Annotated in this window: 10 protein-coding genes, 2 tRNA genes and 2 pseudogenes; 8 read left to right on the top strand and 6 right to left on the bottom strand. The window is 70.0% G+C overall.

What is annotated here, in order from left to right; genetic code table 11:
• Positions 1–318 precede the first annotated feature (318 nt).
• Positions 319–1,356 (top strand): glycoside hydrolase family 6 protein, encoded by a 1,038-nt coding sequence (locus ACIBK5_RS32910; protein ID WP_399025331.1) that lies wholly within the window; start codon positions 319–321, stop codon positions 1,354–1,356.
• On the opposite strand, the gene ACIBK5_RS32905 is transcribed toward ACIBK5_RS32910, so the two are convergent.
• The 5 genes from ACIBK5_RS32905 to ACIBK5_RS32885 all read right to left on the bottom strand — a co-directional run bounded on the left by ACIBK5_RS32905 (position 1,353) and on the right by ACIBK5_RS32885 (position 11,091).
• The gene (locus ACIBK5_RS32905) at positions 1,353–5,579 is read right to left on the bottom strand and encodes a trypsin-like peptidase domain-containing protein (RefSeq protein WP_399025329.1); all 4,227 of its coding nucleotides are present in this window, start codon (positions 5,577–5,579) and stop codon (positions 1,353–1,355) included. The two genes, ACIBK5_RS32910 and ACIBK5_RS32905, sit on opposite strands and share 4 nt — an antisense overlap.
• 227 nt (positions 5,580–5,806) lie before the next feature.
• Positions 5,807–7,747: a kelch motif-containing protein gene (locus tag ACIBK5_RS32900; RefSeq protein ID WP_399025327.1), complete on the bottom strand. Its 1,941-nt coding sequence runs from the start codon at positions 7,745–7,747 to the stop codon at positions 5,807–5,809.
• Positions 7,744–9,744: a glycosyltransferase family 2 protein gene (locus tag ACIBK5_RS32895; protein WP_399025325.1), complete on the bottom strand. Its 2,001-nt coding sequence runs from the start codon at positions 9,742–9,744 to the stop codon at positions 7,744–7,746. The genes ACIBK5_RS32900 and ACIBK5_RS32895 overlap by 4 nt, the downstream gene beginning before the upstream one ends.
• A gap of 325 nt (positions 9,745–10,069) precedes the next feature.
• The gene (locus ACIBK5_RS32890) at positions 10,070–10,783 is read right to left on the bottom strand and encodes a FadR/GntR family transcriptional regulator (RefSeq protein ID WP_399025323.1); all 714 of its coding nucleotides are present in this window, start codon (positions 10,781–10,783) and stop codon (positions 10,070–10,072) included.
• Between the two features lie 234 nt (positions 10,784–11,017).
• Positions 11,018–11,091 (bottom strand) — tRNA-Lys (locus ACIBK5_RS32885).
• 201 nt (positions 11,092–11,292) lie between these two features.
• Between ACIBK5_RS32885 and ACIBK5_RS32880 the strand changes: the two genes are divergently transcribed.
• The 7 genes and pseudogenes from ACIBK5_RS32880 to ACIBK5_RS32850 form a co-directional block, all read left to right on the top strand.
• The gene (locus ACIBK5_RS32880; RefSeq protein ID WP_399025321.1) at positions 11,293–12,639 is read left to right on the top strand and encodes a peptidoglycan-binding protein; all 1,347 of its coding nucleotides are present in this window, start codon (positions 11,293–11,295) and stop codon (positions 12,637–12,639) included.
• A 70-nt stretch (positions 12,640–12,709) separates the two neighbouring features.
• A complete protein-coding gene (locus tag ACIBK5_RS32875; RefSeq protein WP_399025319.1) occupies positions 12,710–13,831 on the top strand; it encodes an SPFH domain-containing protein in 1,122 nt (373 codons plus the stop codon).
• Between the two features lie 101 nt (positions 13,832–13,932).
• Positions 13,933–14,538: a lytic polysaccharide monooxygenase gene (locus tag ACIBK5_RS32870; protein ID WP_382494414.1), complete on the top strand. Its 606-nt coding sequence runs from the start codon at positions 13,933–13,935 to the stop codon at positions 14,536–14,538.
• An 89-nt stretch (positions 14,539–14,627) separates the two neighbouring features.
• A complete protein-coding gene (locus ACIBK5_RS32865; RefSeq protein ID WP_399025318.1) occupies positions 14,628–15,092 on the top strand; it encodes a DUF3592 domain-containing protein in 465 nt (154 codons plus the stop codon).
• Positions 15,093–15,162: 70 nt separating this feature from the next.
• Positions 15,163–15,366 (top strand): annotated as a pseudogene (locus tag ACIBK5_RS32860) (acyl-CoA synthetase); the annotation flags it as partial.
• Between the two features lie 71 nt (positions 15,367–15,437).
• Positions 15,438–16,661: an RNA-guided endonuclease InsQ/TnpB family protein gene (locus ACIBK5_RS32855; protein ID WP_399025625.1), complete on the top strand. Its 1,224-nt coding sequence runs from the start codon at positions 15,438–15,440 to the stop codon at positions 16,659–16,661.
• Between the two features lie 59 nt (positions 16,662–16,720).
• A pseudogene (locus ACIBK5_RS32850) lies at positions 16,721–17,214 on the top strand (acyl-CoA synthetase); the annotation flags it as partial.
• On the opposite strand, the gene ACIBK5_RS32845 reads toward ACIBK5_RS32850, so the two are convergent.
• Positions 17,180–17,253 (bottom strand) — tRNA-Lys (locus ACIBK5_RS32845). The pseudogene ACIBK5_RS32850 and the gene ACIBK5_RS32845 overlap by 35 nt on opposite strands.
• Positions 17,254–17,534: the final 281 nt, after the last annotated feature.

Below are 17,534 nucleotides of genomic sequence, written 5' to 3'. Positions count from 1 at the left end.
ACCTGACCCGGCCGACGACCCGCTCCCCCTGAAGTCGACGACCGGGCCGGTCCTCGACCACGCGCGCACGGGCTGCGGGAGTAACCCGGCGAACTGCGCGGGAGGCCACGGGAGCCACGGTGGGTGAAACTCTGGCCGGAGGCCGGGTCGTGCTGAGAAGACTGTAGAACCAAAGGGCCACCCGGGCCTAGAGGTTGAATACGTCAAGTCCCGATACGGTGGCTCTGCGTCATCCACCCAGGTGGGTTCCGCCTCGTGGGTGTCGCGGGACGTATGTCAGGATTGAGACTTGGAACGGTGCACCCAAGGGGGAGTTGGATGTACGGCAGCAGGGGGGCCGGGACGACCGCCGGGAGGCGGATGTCCGCAGTGGTGCTGGGGGCGGCACTGCTGATCACGGGGTGTTCCTCCTCCGACGGAGGAGACGGATCGGACGGCGGCGCGGACGCCGGCGCCGGGATCACCCAACAGCCCAAGGAAAAGGCCCCCTTCTGGGTCAACCCGGACGGCACAGCGGCACAGCATGTCGCCGAGCTGGAGAAGTCCGGCAAGAAGCAGGACGCCGAGCAGATCCGCAAGATCGCCGAGCAGCCCGTCGCCGAGTGGGTCGGCCCGGACGATCCGCGGGAACAGACCCAGGGCTTCACCGAGGCCGCCGACAAGGCCGGCCGTACGGCCCTGCTCGTGCTCTACAACATCCCGCACCGCGACTGCGGCCAGTACTCACAGGGCGGCGCCGCCGACGGCAACGCCTACCGCGACTGGCTCGACGGCGTGGCGGAGGGCATCGGCGACCGGTCGGCCGCCGTCATCCTGGAACCGGACGCCCTGCTGCACCTCGTCGACGGCTGCACGCCGGAGCAGTTCCACGAGGAGCGCTACGACCTGCTCAAGGGTGCCGTCACCAAGCTGAAGTCGCTGAAGAACACGAAGGTGTACCTGGACGCGGGCAACGCCGGCTGGGGGCACCCGGACCAGATCTTCGAGCCGATGAACCGGGCCGGCATCGAACAGGCAGACGGTTTCTCGGTCAACGTCTCCAACTTCTACTCCACCGACGAGTCCATCGCCTACGGCAAGCAGCTCTCCGCCAAGGTCGGGGGCAAGCACTTCGTCATCGACACCAGCCGCAACGGCAAGGGCCCCTACACCCAGGGCAAGCCGGACGAGCGCTGGTGCAACCCGCCCGGCCGCGCCTTGGGCGAGACGCCCACGACGAAGACGGCCGACCCGCTGGTCGACGCCTACCTGTGGGTCAAGCGCCCCGGCGAGTCGGACGGCGAGTGCAAGGGCGGCCCGAAGGCGGGCCAGTGGTGGTCGGACTACGCGCTGAAGCTGACCAAGGCCAGTTCCTAGAAGCCCGGGCAGACGTCGTCGACCTGGTCGGGGTCGACGGCGAGCTTCTTCTCCGCCTCGCTCAGCTCCCGCTGCGCGAGGGAGCACAGCCGGTCCATCCAGCGTTCGGGGGCGAGGGGGACGGTCGAGGTGCGTGAGCCGTCGACGATGGTGAGGGACTTGCCGTCGGTGCTCGGTGAGAGGACCGAGCCGTAGCCCACGTAGTAGCGGTAGGTCTCCTGACGGTCCGCCACGTCCCAGACGACCTGTTCGCCGGCGGCGGTGGTGGTGTGGAGCAGGCGGTCGCCGAGGAAGCGGCCGAGGTAGTGGACGCCGTTGGTGGTGAGGTACGGGAGTTCCTGCTTCTTCTCGACGTCCCACAGCTCCACCCGGCCGCCGGCGTACTGCATGGCGAGAACCTCGCCGTCGGGGGAGAGGGCGAAAGACTGGATCGACCGGTCATCGTCTTCCCTCTTGATCCACCTCTTGAGCTCGCCGGTGCGGAAGTCCCAGGTGCCGATCTCGGCGACGGTGCGCACCACCGCCTGGGGTGTGCCGGGCAGGGCGGTGGCGTACGTGCCGGCCGCCTCGTTGGCGAGCTGCGCCTGTTCCTGGACGGGCGGCCGGTAGATCTCGCCGTCCATACGACCGGTGTCGAGCCGCCAGCGGGAGACGTACGAGAGCCCCGAGATCACCGCGTGGTCGTTGTCGGAGAAGCTCAGGTTGATCCAGGACGGGGTGAGCCCGGTCCGGCGGTCCGCTCCCGGGGCCGTGATGCCCGGAGGGACCGGCAGCTCCAGGACGTGTTCCTCCTTCATCGAGCCGCCTTCGATCCGCCAGACGAGGACCGTCCGTTCGTCCTGGGCGACGGTCAGCATCCGTCGCCCGTCCGGGCTGAACGCGGCGTACAGACGGGCCAGCGGCCGGGACGGCCGCGCGGTCGCGAGGAGCCGGCGGTCGGCCAGGTTCCACAACTGCAGCCCTGTGCCGGCCGAGTCGACGACCGCCATTCTGCCGCTCGGCCCGTCCGGGGTGCGGATGCGGTTGATGAGGGAGTTGGAGTCGAAGGACGCGGGCGGCTCGACGCGTACGGTGACGATGCTGCCGCCGACGGAGACGGCGGCCCGCAGATCGTCCGGCGGACCGGCGAGCGCGACCGCCGGGGCGAACGAACGGCCGGTGATGTTCTCGTCCTGCGGAGCGGCGGCCGGGGTGTCGAAGGTGGACGGCCAGCCCTTCTCCAGATCGATGACGAGGAACCGCATCCGGCCGAGGTCGGTGCCGATGCGCCCGGTGGGATTGACCAGGTAGCGGCCGGTGGCGTCGAGCCGGGGTGTGTACAGCGGGCACAGGCCCGGGAAGCTGTCGTTGGCCCAGTTCTGGAAGAGCCGGGGCGTGCTGCCCAGCCGCCACGCCTCCAGCGCGCCCTGTTCGGTGCAGGTGACCAGGACGCGGCCGTTGCCGCTGACCGTGGCGGAGGCGGTGACGCGCTCGTCCCAGGGGCGGTGCCGCGAACCCCGGTCCAGGTCCCAGGAGACCAGCCGGCCACGCACGTCGTCGGACTCCGCCCCGGAGGGCACGATCCGGCCCACGACCGTGTCGTCCGCGGCGAACCAGGCCTGTGCGGTGTCCCAGCCCTTCGGCGGGGTGAGCGTGCGGCCCGTGCGGCGGCCGTCGTCGGCGTTCCACACGAGGACGCCCTCGTTCGGGATCGCGGCGAGGACCCGCTTCCGGTCCCCGTCGAAGCGCAGGTCGTAAGGGGCACGCGGGTTCTCCCGGACGGCCTCGCCCGTGCGCAGGGCGATCGTCCGGAACTTCTGCGAGCCGGGGGAGACCGGAATCCCGAGGGAGATCTGCCCCCAGTCACTCGCCCGGGCCACCCTCCGCCCGTCGGCCGACACGGCGATCCGCTCGGTGTCGAGCCGTGTCGAGAAGAGGCGAGGCTCCGGCGGTTCCTTGCCCCGCAGGTCCAGCCGCACGAAGGAGCCGTTTCCCAGTACCGCGTAAGCGAACGAGCCGTCGTCCTGGAGCGCGATGTCCTCGACGTCGTCACGCCCCTCCATCGCCACCCGCTCGACGTCCTGGAGGCGCAGGTACTGCGCGAGCAACGCGGACCGCGCCTCGGGCCGGGCCTCCGCCCGGTACGCACCCACCGCGTACAGCGAGGACATGGTCAGCGACGTCCCGTCGAGGCTCGCCGCCTGCTGCGCCAGCCGGTCGGACGCCAGCCGCCGCTGCTCCGTCAGCAGGTTCAGATACAGCACGGACACGACCGCCGCCGCCACCACGGCCAGTACCGTGACCACCGCCCACAGCACCCGCAGATACCGTTTGCGACGCTCGGACCGCGCGGCCTCCCGCGCCTTGCGGTCCCGCAGTCCTGCACCCGCCTCGACGTACTCCCGGTCCTCCTCCGTGAGTTCGTCACACCGGTCCGCGAGCCACCGCTCCGCCGCCGAGAGCGCCGGATCCTCCAGCAGCAGCCCGTCCGGCCGCCCGGCACGCCACCAGCGGGCCCGGTCGTAGCGCAGTTCACCGCGCCATGTGAGGAACGTACGGTCCGTTTCCAGCTGATCGGCCAGCGGCTGCCAGTGCTCGATGAGGGCCTCGTGGGCCAGCTCGACCGTCTCACCCCGCTCGGGATCCGCGCCCACCACCAGGACGCGGGCCTCGGCGAGCTCGCGGGCGACGGCCCACCGCTCCTCGCCCGCGTCACGGCGTGCGAGCCGGGCGCGCAGGGCCGTGGCGCTGCCGGGCGGGACCTGGATCAGCGCGCGCAGCAGCCCGGTCGCCGCGCCCGGCGCCGCACCCCGCAGCGCCCGCTGCCACGCCGAGTCGGCCCTGCTGCTCAGCACTCCGCCGAGGCCGCCCAGTTCGCGGTAGGTGTCGAGGCGGAGCCGGCCGCCGACCTGCCGTTCCCACAGGGTGGTCAGGACGAAACCGAGCAGCGGCAGGGCGCCGGGGCGGCCCGCCGCGTCCTCGATGAGGCGGTCGGCCAGACCGCTGTCGTACTCCACGCCCGGATAGGCCCGCAGCGGCAGCCGCACCACCTCGGTGAGCTGCTCACGGGTCATCAGGCCCAGTTGGTGCGCGGGCGCGCCGCCGACCAGCCGGCTCAGCTCCGGGTGGCGCAGGGCCGCGTCCTGGAAGTCGGTCCGCAGCGCCACCAGGACGGCGACCGAGGGGTGGCGGCAGGCGTCGAGGAGCGCGTCCACCAGGGCACGGAGCTCCTCGTCGGGGCGCAGCAGCAGCGCCTCCGACTGGTCGAGCGCCAGCACGAGCCCGGGTGCGGACCGGTGTCTCTCCAGGGCTTCCCGGACGGTCGAGGCGTCCGGCCGGCGGCCCTCCGCGCGCAGGGTGACGACCTGCACGTCCCGTTCCCTCAGGCGGGGCAGTACGCCCGCCATGAGCAGGGACGACTTGCCGGAGCCGGAGGGGCCGGTCAGCGTCACACAGCCTTCGGGCAAGGAGCCGTGCGGGCACAGCAGGTCGACGACCGCCGTGACGTCCTCGTCCCGGCCGAAGAAGTGCGCGCTGTGCTCCTCGGTGTAGGGGCGCAGTCCGGGGAAGGGGGAGGAGGGCGCGAGCAGTTCGGCCAGGTCCGGTAGCTCGTCGAGGATCGTGCGGGTCGGGATGCAGAAGCTCTGGCCCCGGTGGGCCGGGGAGATCGAGGCGACGACGCCGACCACGGCACCCAGGTCGTCGTCCCACACGGCCGAGCCGCTGAAGCCGGGCTGGATCGGGTCCGACTGGCCGTCCTGCGGCGACATCTGCAAGCGACCGGTGCCGGTCCGGGCGCGCAGCCGGGCCGTGTGCCAGCCGCCGCCGGTGTCGTCCCTCGGCAGTCCGAAAACGATGGCCCTGTGGTCCCAGACGTCCCGGGGCGCGACCATGACGACCGGCCGGGCCTCCGCGAGCGGGCCGGCCAGGGACAGTACGGCGATGTCCCCGGTGCCGTTCGCGCGCACCGGCACCCAGTCGCGGACGACGGCGTCCGTGGTCCCGCCCTCGCGCAGGGCCAGGCGGACCGCCACGGGGCCGTCGGGGCGCTCGTCGCGGGCGACCGGGAGTCCGAGGGCGTCCAGTACGACATGGGCGCAGGTCAGGACCAGGGTGGGCGCGATGAGCACCCCCAGCCCGCCGATGTGCCCGCCGCCGATGTGTCCGTCCGTGCCCGAGACCTGGACGGTCGCGGCGGCCAGGACATCCTCGGCCACCGGGTCCGACGTGGTCGACTCGGTCATCTCCCGTATCCCCCGCCACCGTTGACCACACGCGTTGCCGATGTCGTACCCGAGATCACACCGAATTACGTGCACAGGTCAAGTACGTTTCCCGTCACGCCCTCGCGGCGGGCATGCGAAAGGGGCGCCCTCCACACAGGAGAGCGCCCCGATCAGCAGGGAACCACGGCACCTTCAGCCGGGAACCACGGCCCTTCAGCCGAGAACAACGGCTCTTCAGCCGGGAACTACGGCACCTTGACCCACTGGGCCTTGCTCGGCGTCCCCTTGTCGTCCGTCACGAACAGCATGTACCAGCCCGCCTGGACCAGGTTCCGGTTCTCCGGGACGGTCACGGTCAGCTTGTCGCCGGACGCCTTGAAGTCCAGGGCGATCGACCGCTGGTCGACGTCCGTGACGTGGGTGGCGGCGCTCGGCCGGATCAGCCGGACCTTCTTCACCTTGGCCGCGCTCGACGAGGTGAACGTCCCCGTCCCGCCGCGCTCGATGGTCTGCGGCCCGCCGGACAGCGAGGGCCGGTCCCCGTCGCCGTAGAGATACGGCGGCGTGTAGATCTCGATGCGCTGCTCGAACTCGCCCGGCTTGGTGTTGGCCTCGTCGCCGTACAGCGAGTCCGAGCCGAAGAACATCAGACGGCCGTCGGGCAGCAGGATCGACCCGGAGTGGTAGTTGCGGCCCACCAGCGGGTCGGCGACCCGCTTGAGGTCGTTCTTCTCCGTGTCGTAGAGGTGCGCCTGGAAGATGTTGGAGTCGCCGCGGCCCCGGTAGTCCTCCGAGCCGCCGGAGATCAGCACGTTGTCGTCGGGCAGGATCGAGGCGTTGGGGTAGCGGGTGCCCTTCTCCAGGGACGGGCCGTCCTCGAAGCTTGGGTCCGCGTCCTTCAGGTCGACGATCCGGGTCTTCTCGCTGGACTCCTTGGACTCGCCGACGCCACCGCCGCCGACCACCATGTACTTCTCGTCCTGCGCGGGCGGCAGCAGCACCGTGCCGGACGTCTCCATGAGCTTGGGGTCGCTCAGCCCCGGGATCTTCTTGAACCGGTTGGTCTCCACGTCCCAGACGCCCGGCTCACGGCCCACGTCGTCCGGTCCGTAGCCCGCGTTCGAACCCGAGTAGAAGATCTTGCCGTTCTGCATGAGGAACAGCGCCGGGTAGGTCGGGAACTGCCGGACCTTGTCCGTGTAGGTCCACTTCTTGGTCTTCGGGTCGAAGACCTCGTTCTTGCCCGGGACGAGCTGCCCGATGTCGTCGAGGCCGGAGACGCTGAGGATCTTCCCGTCGCTCAGGGTGGTGAGCGTCGGGTACCAGCGGGCCTCCTTCATCGGGTCGACCTTGATGTACTTCTCGGCGACCGGGTCGAACTCGAAGGCGTCCCGGATGCCCTGGAAGTCCTTCTTGTCGAGGGCGAGCTTCTGCGCGATGCCATAGGTGTTCTTGGCGTCGGCGCCGCTCAGGCCGTGCACCTTGTAGTTGTCCTGCGTGCCCGTCTCGTACTTCTGCCCGCGCTTCTGCGCCTCGACGTAGATACGGCCAAGACCCGGGTCGTTGCGCAGGAACCTGCCGGTCGCCTTGTCGAAGACCTTCTTCGCGCGCGGCACCAGCACCGGGTCCTTGGAGACGAAGGTCTTGCCGTTCTCCTTGCCCGTGAACCTGGTGCCCGCGGGCAGCGTGATCGGCTCGTCCGGGTTCTCGTTGTGGACGATCATCAGGCCGCCGGCCTTGGTGACGTCACCCTTGAGCTTCTCGTACCGCTTGGTGCCGCCCGCGATCAGCAGATTGCCGTTGGCGAGCTGGGTGTGGCCGGTGCAGAACAGGTCGGCGGGCGTGGGGACCTTCTTGATGGTGCCCTTGACCGGGTCCCAGATCCGGGTGTCGAACTTCTTCGCGTCGAAGTTGTCCTGGTTGTTGCCCGACCCCGCGACGAGCAGCACCTTGCCGGTGCGCAGCAGCGCCGCGTGGATCGTGTTCTGCCGGTACTCCTCGGGGAAATCGATGATCTCCCACTTGCCGTTCGCGGCCTTGTACTCCGGCTTGTTGATTGTGTACTGGTGGTATTTCTCGGTGCCGAAGCGGTAGAGCCACGGCCCGTTCATCCCGGCCAGCGCGAGTACCACCGCCGTGCCGATCGCGAGTCGACGGGCCCGGCGGCGGCCTGCACGGTCGTTCATTCCTTACGTCCCCCAAGTCCACCAAGGGCGATCTGCATGGTCTGGTCGGATCCCCCGACCTCCCCGTCGCCGCCGGGACCGGCGGCCCAACTGGGCTTGTGCTGCGGGGCGTGGGCGGCAGGCTGCTGCGGAATCGGCAGCGGCTGCGTCCGGTACGGCCCCGCGGAGTCCTGCGGCTGCTCCACCGCGGGTTCGGCGGGCTTCTTCGCGTCCTGCTTCAGCTGCCAGCGCCAGGCGAAGACCGGCGAGGCGGTGATCAGCAGCGCGAACGTCGCCCAGATGATCATCGCGGGGTGCGCGTGGCCGAAGACGAAGCCGGCGGCGATCGACCCGCCGAAGATCGCGACGAAGTACCAGTGGTAGCGGAACGTCCCGAACCAGCGGTCGGGGCTCGCGGAGTCGCCCTTGGGCGTGACCACGAACTTGCTCTTGCGCCGCAGCACGGAGTCGATCAGCGCCTTGGCGTACAGCGGCGCCGACAGCGCGGACATCACCATGCCGGCCACACCGCCGGAGCCCTCCGGCTCGTGCGGCGAGACGTTGTGCCGGCGGTTCCAGACGTACAGACCGATCTGCAGGGCGGAGGCGTTGCCGTAGAGCATCAGCCAGACCGCCGGGTCGATGTTCACACCCGAGGCGCCCAGGCCCAGGAACAGGCAGCAGCTCAGCGCCGCCAGGATCCAGTTCAGGGCCGACATCGGGTAGAAGATGATCATCATCGTGTAGTTGAAGAGCTTGCTCGGCGGCAGCGAGTACCAGCCCTTCCAGTACTGCCCGATGATCGTCTCGTAGGTCCCTCGCGACCAGCGCATCTGCTGGGTGAAGAAGTCCGTCCAGGCGCTCGGGCCCTCACCGACCGCCAGCACGTCCGGCGTGTACACCGAGCGCCACTTCCGGCCCGTGGCCGGGTTCTTGTGGCGGTGCATCTCGAAGCCGGTCGCCATGTCCTCGGTGATCGAGTCGTACAGACCGCCGATCTGCTTGAGCGCCTTGATGCGCACGGCGTTGGACGTGCCGACGAACATCGGGGAGCCGTAGCGGTTGCCGGCGCGCTGGATCAGCGCGTGGAAGAGGAACTGCTGCGACTCGGCGGCCTTGGTGATGGGGTTGTCGTAGTTGCCGTAGACCTGCGGGCCGATGACGAAGCCGACGTCCGGGTCGCGGAAGAAGCCGAGCATCCGCTCCAGGTAGTTGGGCAGCGGCACGTGGTCGGTGTCGACCGAGGCGAAGAAGTCGTAGTCGTCGCCGTGCGCCTCGAGCCAGGCGTTGTAGTTGCCGTGCTTGGTCTTGGCGCGGTGCGGGCCCTTGGCCTGGTTCCACTTCGCGACGCCCTTGCGGGAGAAGTGGTGCACACCGAGGCGCTCACAGACGGCCTTCACGTCGGGGTCGTCGCCCTCGTCGAGCAGCCAGACGTGCATCAGGCCCCGGTGGCGGATCTTCACGGCCGCCTCCAGGGTCTTCGTCACCATCTCCAGCGGCTCCTTGCCGGGCACGAAGGAGGTGAGGAAGGCCACTCGGGTGCCGCTCTCGGGCACCACCGGGATCGGGTCGCGGGCGACGAGCGTGGCGTGCGCGTTCGACAGCACGTTCATGCAGCGGAAGAACTCGATCAGGCCGATCGAGACGAGCATGACTATGTCGAGCGTGGGCAGCCAGTCGAAGGCCGGGTAGTCGCGCTCGGTCCAGTGCTCGGGCTGGAGCAGCCAGAACAGCAGCACCAGGGACAGCACCGGGGCCGCGGCCAGCATCAGGGCCACCCTGATGCGGTGCGGCTCCTGCGAGATGAGCGAGCGGTACTGCACTCTGTACGGCTTGTTCGGATCAGGCTGGGTGAGGGGACCCGCGAGCCGGCTGTAGTGCTCGTAGTCATATCTCGGCAGATTCTTCTTGATCCGCCGGAACGTCCCCGTCGTGCTCATCCGGTGCCCCGGCACCCTGAGCTGAGTGGTCTGGGACGGGTCGTGGTCCTGCCGGGCACCCGTGGGCCTCGACGTCATGAGTCATCCCCCCACACGCGGAAAGCCGCGTGTTTCGTCGCTTCTTACCGTCCGCGTCAGGTCCCCCTCGACCTTCACAGACGTATCAGTGGTGGATCGCAGTCACCACGTCATCCACACCCTATAGACACGGCAACGCGACCTTCCGGTTGCATGATGCCCCCCTCGGCATCGCTCCAGGAACAGGGCCCCTACCCCCGCCCGGCCGGCAACCGGTCCTTCTGCCCCCCAACTGCCGCGAATCCGCAGCATCTTGAAAAACCAGATAACCAGGGTTCTACGGCGTCCATCATGATCGCAAGATGCGAAACACGGTGTTTACCGGTCATACGCGTTCATTGTGACGCGTGTGGGGACTCTGTGGAGCCGTTGTGGACAGACGGGCGCGGATGTTGCCGAAGTGCTCTCTTATGGCCCCCTCCGCCCGCATCGAGTCACCGGACCGGACCGCGTCGAGGATCTCCCGGTGCTGCCGGCAGGTGACCTTCGGGTCCTGCGGCTCGCCCCCGAGGTCCGTACGGACCCGGTGGAAGGCGTCCCAGAACGCCTCCAGGACCTCGCACAGCAGCACGTTGTCCAGCCCCCGGTAGAGGGTGGCGTGGAAGGCCCGGTCGGTCTCGGCGAGGCCGGCTCCGCGCGCGGCCTCCTCATCCATACGGTCGACGAGCGCGTCCAGTTCAACGAGGTCCGCGTCCGGTATCCGCCCCGCGAGCCGGGAGACGAGCCCCGTCTCCACGGCCTCCCGCAGTTCGAGCAGCTGGAGCAGGGAGTCCTCACCCCGGTAGTGCCCGGCGACCGTGCGGAAGGCGAGGCCCTCGATCATCGGGGCCAGGGACATCGGGCCGACGTACGTCCCGAACCCGTGCCGGATCTCCACGATGCCCATCGCCTGGAGCGCCTTCAGCGCCTCGCGCACCGAGTTGCGGCTCGCGCCGAGGTACTCCATCAGCTCGGGCTCGGTCGGCAGCGGGGCCCCGGAGGCCAGCCGGCGGTCGATGATGAGCTTCTTGATCCGCTCTTGTAGGTCACGCGCTGCCATGGCGAGAGGGTATCCGGCCAATCGTGCGGTGCACCGGGTTCCGGCCAAGCGGGGAGGTCTCTGGAATGAGGGGCTCAATGAGACACAAGAAAGCCCCCCGCTTCCGCGAGGGGCTTTCCGGTCGGTGCGTCTATGTCGAGCCGGGCTTCTTTCCCCGGCTCGCTCCGACGCCGAGAAAAGACGGTGGCGGCTTGGGTTCGCGTTGTCTGCGAACACAAGCCGCCACCGGCATCGTGCGCCGCCAGGGACTCGAACCCCGGACCCGCTGATTAAGAGTCAGCTGCTCTAACCAACTGAGCTAGCGGCGCGCGCTGACGTCGTAACTCTACCGGACGCCAGGAGGTGCTCCGGACCACCGGCCCCCGGCTGGGGGCGTACCGGCAAGGGGGCCGGTTACATCATTCGGACCGTCAGCATGCGAGTGCGGAAGACAGTTGAGAAACTGACGACGCGCGCCCGGGGCTGCACCGGGCGCCGCCATTTTCCGCCGGAACTGTGAGGGGAATCGCATGAAGTCGCCGGTATTCGAGGAATTCGACCCCGGGGGCGACTGCGACTGCCCCGGCTGCGTCCACTGGCGCCGCGTCCTGCCGCGTTCCCCGGCCGGCCGCACCACCACCCATCCGGCCGCGCACCGGGCTCTCGCCCTGGCCGCCGTGGCCGCCGCCACCCTCGGCGCGGGCCACGCCGTACCGGCCGCCGCCGCCCCGCAGGCACCCCACCGATCGGGTGTTTTCGCAGATGAAGATCCCGAGACCCCGCAGGGTGACACGGCCCCGCTGCACGGCTCGGACGGCCGCGAGGGCAAGCCCTCCGACTCCGTCGAGCTCGCCGCCATCACCCGTGCGGAGATCATCGACCGGGCCAAGACCTGGGTCGCCGCGAAAGTGCCGTACAACATGAACGCGTACTGGTCCGACGGTTACCGGCAGGACTGCTCGGGCTATGTGTCGATGGCCTGGAAGCTGCCCGGAAACGAATGGACCGGCAGCCTCGCCCAATTCGGTGAACGGATTTCCAAGGAGGAACTCCAGCCGGGCGACATTCTGCTGTTCCACAATCCGGCCAACCCGGAGAGCGGCTCGCACGTCGTCATTTTCGGCGGCTGGACGAACACGAAGCACACCTCCTACACGGCCTACGAGCAGGCCCGCCCGCACACCCGCCGGCAGACCACCCCGTACGCCTACACGAGCGACTCCGACCGGTACGTCCCCTACCGCTACAAGGGCGTCACCGCGCAGGAGGAGCCGCCTCAGGCCAAGGACCGGCAGGAGGAGCCGGCCCCGGCGAAGGAGCGGGGGATGCCGGGCGCACCGGCCGCCACGCCCTACCCGGGAGCGACGTATTTCGGCCCCGGCGCGAACAACAAGTACGTCACGCAGCTCGGCCGCATGCTCGTCGCGCGCGGGGCCGGCGCCTCGTTCCCCTCGGACCCGGGCCCGCGCTGGTCGGACTCCCACCGGCGGGCGACCCGGGCCTTCCAGCTGGCCCAGGGCTGGAAGGGTGCGGACGCCGACGGGCTGCCCGGCCCGCGCACCTGGGAGTGGCTGGTCACGGGGAAGGGCAAGGACGTCACCGCGGCGGAGGCCGGGCCGCCGCCCTCCTCCCACGGTGTCCCCGGCTACCCGGGGCGGGCGATGTTCCGGCCCTGTGCGAGCAACCCGTATGTCACCCGGCTGGGGCGGCAACTGGTGCGGAAGGGCTTCGGCAGGTTCTACCCGGACCGGCCGGGGCCGCGCTGGGGCGAGTCGGACCGGCGAGCCGTCCAGGCCTTCCAACGCACCCAGGGCTGGCGGGGCGGAGCGGCGGACGGCTTCCCGGGGCCGGAGACCTGGCGGCGGCTGTTCTCGTAGCACTCCTGGCACTCTCGGCACGGGGGGCCCACCCGTTGTGACGCAGCTGGCGCGGAGGCTGGAGGCACGCATGACCACGACCACTTCCCACACGTCCGAGCCCGAGGGACCGGCCGAGGGGCCGGCCAGGACCGCCCGGCTCATCCAGAACGAGTCGACCACCGAGATCCCCGTCCATCTGCTGTTCCGTGACGAACCCGACCCGGCGCCGGTACCGCTGAGGCCGGCGGTCGTCGGCCGCCGGCAGGGCACGGGGGAACAGCCACGACTCAGGCGCCCGGCCGCCCTGACGCCCCGTCCGGTGCCGGAGGCCGACCCCGGCCTGGTGGAGCGGACCGCGCGGGTGCTGCCCGGTGCGGCGGGCGTGCTGGCCGGAGTGTGCGGGGCGGCCGGGTGCGTGGCCACCTCGTGGTGGGCCGGGGTGCTGCCGCCGCTCGCGGTGGAGGCGCTGCGGCTGCCCGCCCACGCCGGGGCCGGGCTCGGGCCCGCGCAGTGGGCCGCGTACGCGGGGGCCGGGGCGCTCGCGCTGTTCGGGTTCGGCGGGCTGGCCCGGGGCCGGACCGGGCGTGCCTGGGTGCTGGATCTGTTCGGCCGCTACCGGGGAACCGTCCGGCGCTCCGGCCTGCTCTGGGTCAACCCCCTGTTGCTGCGCCGCCGGGTGGACGTACGGCTGCGGCACTGGCGCAGCGAGCCGGTGCCCGCGACCGACGCGCACGGGGTCGCGCTGCGGGTGGTCGTCCTGGTCGTGTGGCGGGTGCGGGACACCGCGCGGGCCACGCTGGGCGTCGAGGACCACGAGGCGTACCTGCGCGAGTGCGTCGAGGCGGCGCTGGCCCGGGTGCCCGTGGCGATGCCGGGCGGCTCGGGGGGAGCCGGGGAGGCGGCGGCCGAGGTGCTGACCCGGCTGGTGTCGGCGGAGGCGGCCCCGGTCGGCCTGGAGGTGTTCTCGGTGCAGCCGCTCCGGGCGGAGTACGACCCCGAGGTCGCCGCCGCGCTGCACCGCCGCCGGATCGCGGCGCTCGACGCCCAGCACCGGGCGAGTGTGCTCACCTCGGTCGTGGACTCGGTGGAGGACACGGTGACCCGGCTGACCATGCGGGGGCTGGTCGAACTCGACGACTACGAGCGGAAGGCGCTGGTGAAGGACCTGACGGTGGCGTTCTGCGCGGGGCGCGGGGAAACGTCTCCGTGATTGGTATGGACATGTTCAACTAACCGTCCTACATTCAGACTTGGTCTAGACCTACCTGCACGGCTCACTGAACATCCCCCACGTTCTCCAGGAGCGGCAGCATGCGCACTAGGACCAAGTTGTCCGCAGCCGCGGTGGGACTGGCCACGACCGGAGCCCTCGTACTCTCCTCCGGCGGCGCCAGCGGCCACGGCTACACCGACCTCCCCATCAGCCGGCAGAAGCTCTGCCAGAACGGCACCGTGACCAACTGCGGCTCGATCCAGTGGGAGCCGCAGAGCGTCGAGGGCCCGAAGGGCTTCCCGGCGTCCGGCCCGGCCGACGGGCAGATATGCAACGCAGGACTCGGCCACTTCGGCCAGCTCAGCGCACCGAGGACACCGTCCGGCGGCGCCTGGCCCGCCACCAGGGTGACGGGCGGCCAGAACTACACGTTCCGCTGGCAGTTCACGGCCATGCACGCCACGACCGACTTCCGGTACTACGTCACCAAGCCGGGCTGGAACCAGAACCACAACCTGGCCCGGTCCGACCTCAACCTGACGCCGTTCTTCACGGTCCCGTACAACGGCCAGCGGCCACCGCAGACGCTCTCCCACAGCGGCAGGCTGCCGTCCGGGCTGAGCGGTCGTCATGTCATCGTCGCCGTATGGACGATCGCCGACACGGCCAACGCGTTCTACGCCTGCTCGGACGTGACGTTCTGAGCTTCCCTTGAGTCACCGGTGCGGCCGGTGTGGGTAACTTCCTCTCACGCCGGCCGATCGAAGGCCGCGTGGGGCCTTCGGGGGAGCTCATGGAAGTCTTGTTCTACATCGTGCCCACGCTCATGATCGCGGTCGCGTCCTGCGCCGTGGTCGTGGTGATACGCCGCTCCGTGCGGGTCAGCCGCGCCTGGAACAGCGGCCTGACCGCCGAGGCGCGCTGTCTGCGGACGTACACCACGACGAGTGGCGGCGGCGACAGCTCGGTGCGCACGACCCTGCACCACGTCTACGAGTTCACCACGCGCGAGGGGCGCGGCGTGCGGTTCGAGGAGCCGGGCGGGCCGGGGACGACCCTGGAGGGCGACATCGTCACCGTGCACTACCCGGCCGACCGCCCGGAGCACGCCACGGCCAGGCCCCCGGCACGGGGGAAGCTGGCGGTGGGCACCGGATGCCTGCTCGCCTTCCTCGGCACGTTCATCCTCTTCGCCCTCGGCTTCATGGCCGTGACGTACGCGATGTTCTCCGCCACGGGCGAGCTCCTGCAGCCTTAGCCCTCCACATCCGAGTTCCCGCAGCCTTGGCTCTCCACATCTGACGGTACGTCAACTACGGTGCGCCTTCATGGGAGCCACTACGGGGCGCACGGTCGCGGAGCTCGTGGCGGCGCGGTGGGGTGACCACCGGCCGGGGCTGTGGTTCGAGGGCGGGGTGCTCACACAGCACGAGGTGGCGGCCGGGGCCGCCGTCCGGGCGGCGCTCCTCGCCGACCTGCTGCCGGCCGGCGCCGAGCCGCACATCGGGGTGCTGCTCGACAACACCCTTGAGGCGGTCAGGGTGATGATTCGTCCGCATGTTCTCTCTGGTGACACCTGTGCGACGTTCCTAGTGTGATCGTCATGCAGCTCAGGTACGCCCTTAGGTTGTACCCGGACACCGGCCAGCAGAGGGCGTTTGCGCGGGCGTTCGGGTGCGCTCGTGTCGTGTTCAACGACGCGGTCCGCGCCCGTGAGGACGCCCGTGAGGCCGGGCGGCCGTTCCCTCCGGCCGGGGAGCTGTCCAGGCGATTGATCACCGAGGCCAAGCGGACGGTGGAGCGGTCCTGGCTGGGTGAGGTTTCCGCGGTGGTGCTGCAGCAGTCCCTGCGGGACGCCGAGAGCGCGTACCGCAACTTCTTCGCCTCCCTCAAGGGCACCCGCAAGGGCCCCAGGGTTGGCCCGCCCCGCTTCAAGTCTCGGAAAGACGCCCGGCAGTCGATCCGGTTCACTGCCAACGCCCGCTGGAGTATCACCGGCAGTGGCCGGCTGAGCCTGCCGAAGATCGGTGCGGTGAAGGTGAAGTGGTCCCGTACCCTGCCCGCCACCCCCAGCTCCGTCACCGTGATCAAGGATGCGGCGGGGCGGTATTTCGCCTCCTTCGTCATCGACACCGATCCGGCCGCCGACGCGGCCCGGATGCCCGAGACCGACCAGACGATCGGCATCGATCTCGGCCTGACGCACTTCGCGGTCCTGTCCGACGGCACGAAGATCGACTCCCCGCGCTTCCTGCGCCGCGCGGAAAAGAAGCTGAAGAAGACCCAGCGAGAGCTGGCCCGCAAACAGAAAGGCTCGAAGAACCGCGAAAAAGCCCGTCTCAGGGTCGCCCGCGCCCACGCCAAGGTCACCGACGCCCGCCGTGAGTTCCACCACCAGCTCTCCACGAAGCTGATCTCCGAGAACCAAGGGATCGCCGTGGAGGACCTGTCGGTGACGGGACTGGCCCGCACCAGGCTGGCCAAGTCCGTGCACGACGCCGGGTGGTCCTCGTTCCTCAGCATGCTGGAGTACAAAGCGGCCCGCTACGGCCGCACCCTGGTCAAGATCGGCCGGTTCGAGCCGACCTCCCAGACCTGCTCGACCTGCGGAGTCAAGGACGGGCCCAAACCCCTGAACGTGAGGGAGTGGACCTGTACCGCCTGCGGCACCGTCCACGACCGGGACACCAATGCCGCGATCAACGTGAAGACGGCCGCCGGACTGGCGGTATCGGCCTGCGGAGCGCCGGTAAGACCGGGAGCGATCCCGGCACAGCGCGAAGAAACAGGAAGCCACGGATTCTCGACCGGACCACGTGCCGCCTAGCGGCACAGGGATCCGGCCGAGAAGGCCAGAATCCTCGCCCTTCAGGGCGAGGAGCATGTCAATGGCGCAACCCGGCGGCGGAGGCGGAACGCCACCGGGAGGACCGGTACTGGACGGGCGACCTCTTCTGCCGGGACGCCGACGGCTACCTCCGCTTCGCCGGCCGCATCGACGACCGCCTCCGCGTCGACGGCGGCTTGCGTGTACGCGGTGCCGGACCGGCGACCAGGTGATGGCGACGGTCGCCGGTTCGTTCGATCCGGAGAGCTTCACGGATTTCCTGCCGGACCAGCCCGACCTGGGCACGAAGATGGCCCCTCGGTTCGTCCGGGTGACGGACCGCATGCCGGTCACGGCCACGAACAAGATCCACCGGGCGGCTCTGCGCCGGGAGGGCTTCCGGTGCGCCGATCCGGTGTGGTGGCGGCCGCCCGGGAAGGGCACGTACCGCAGGCTGACCAGGGAGGACCTCGAACACGCCGAAGGGCCTCTCGCTCCCACGAGAGGCCCTTCACCGGTGCGCCGCCAGGGACTCGAACCCCGGACCCGCTGATTAAGAGTCAGCTGCTCTAACCAACTGAGCTAGCGGCGCATGACTCCCGCCGACCGGCGAAACCGTGTTCCGCGGTGGGCGACGGGAAAATACTACCCGGTCTCCGGGGGTGCTCCTGACCACCTCGCGGCCGCGGATGATCCGAAGGACCGGGCCTAGGGCCTGTCGTTTGGATCATGTCGGCGTCGCGGGGCGTGGCACGCACATCTGCCGCGTTGTCGTCGGTCGCCGAAGCTCCGCTTCGACTCCCTCCTCCGCCTTGCAGCTGCACGCACCACGCCCCGCTCGGGTCGGTTGAAAGGCGCAGTCTCTCTCAGCCG

The organism is Streptomyces sp. NPDC050546 (genome assembly GCF_044457425.1).
In the GTDB taxonomy this organism is placed as follows: Bacteria; Actinomycetota; Actinomycetes; order Streptomycetales; family Streptomycetaceae; genus Streptomyces.
This window is presented reverse-complemented; position numbering and strand designations above follow the sequence as displayed.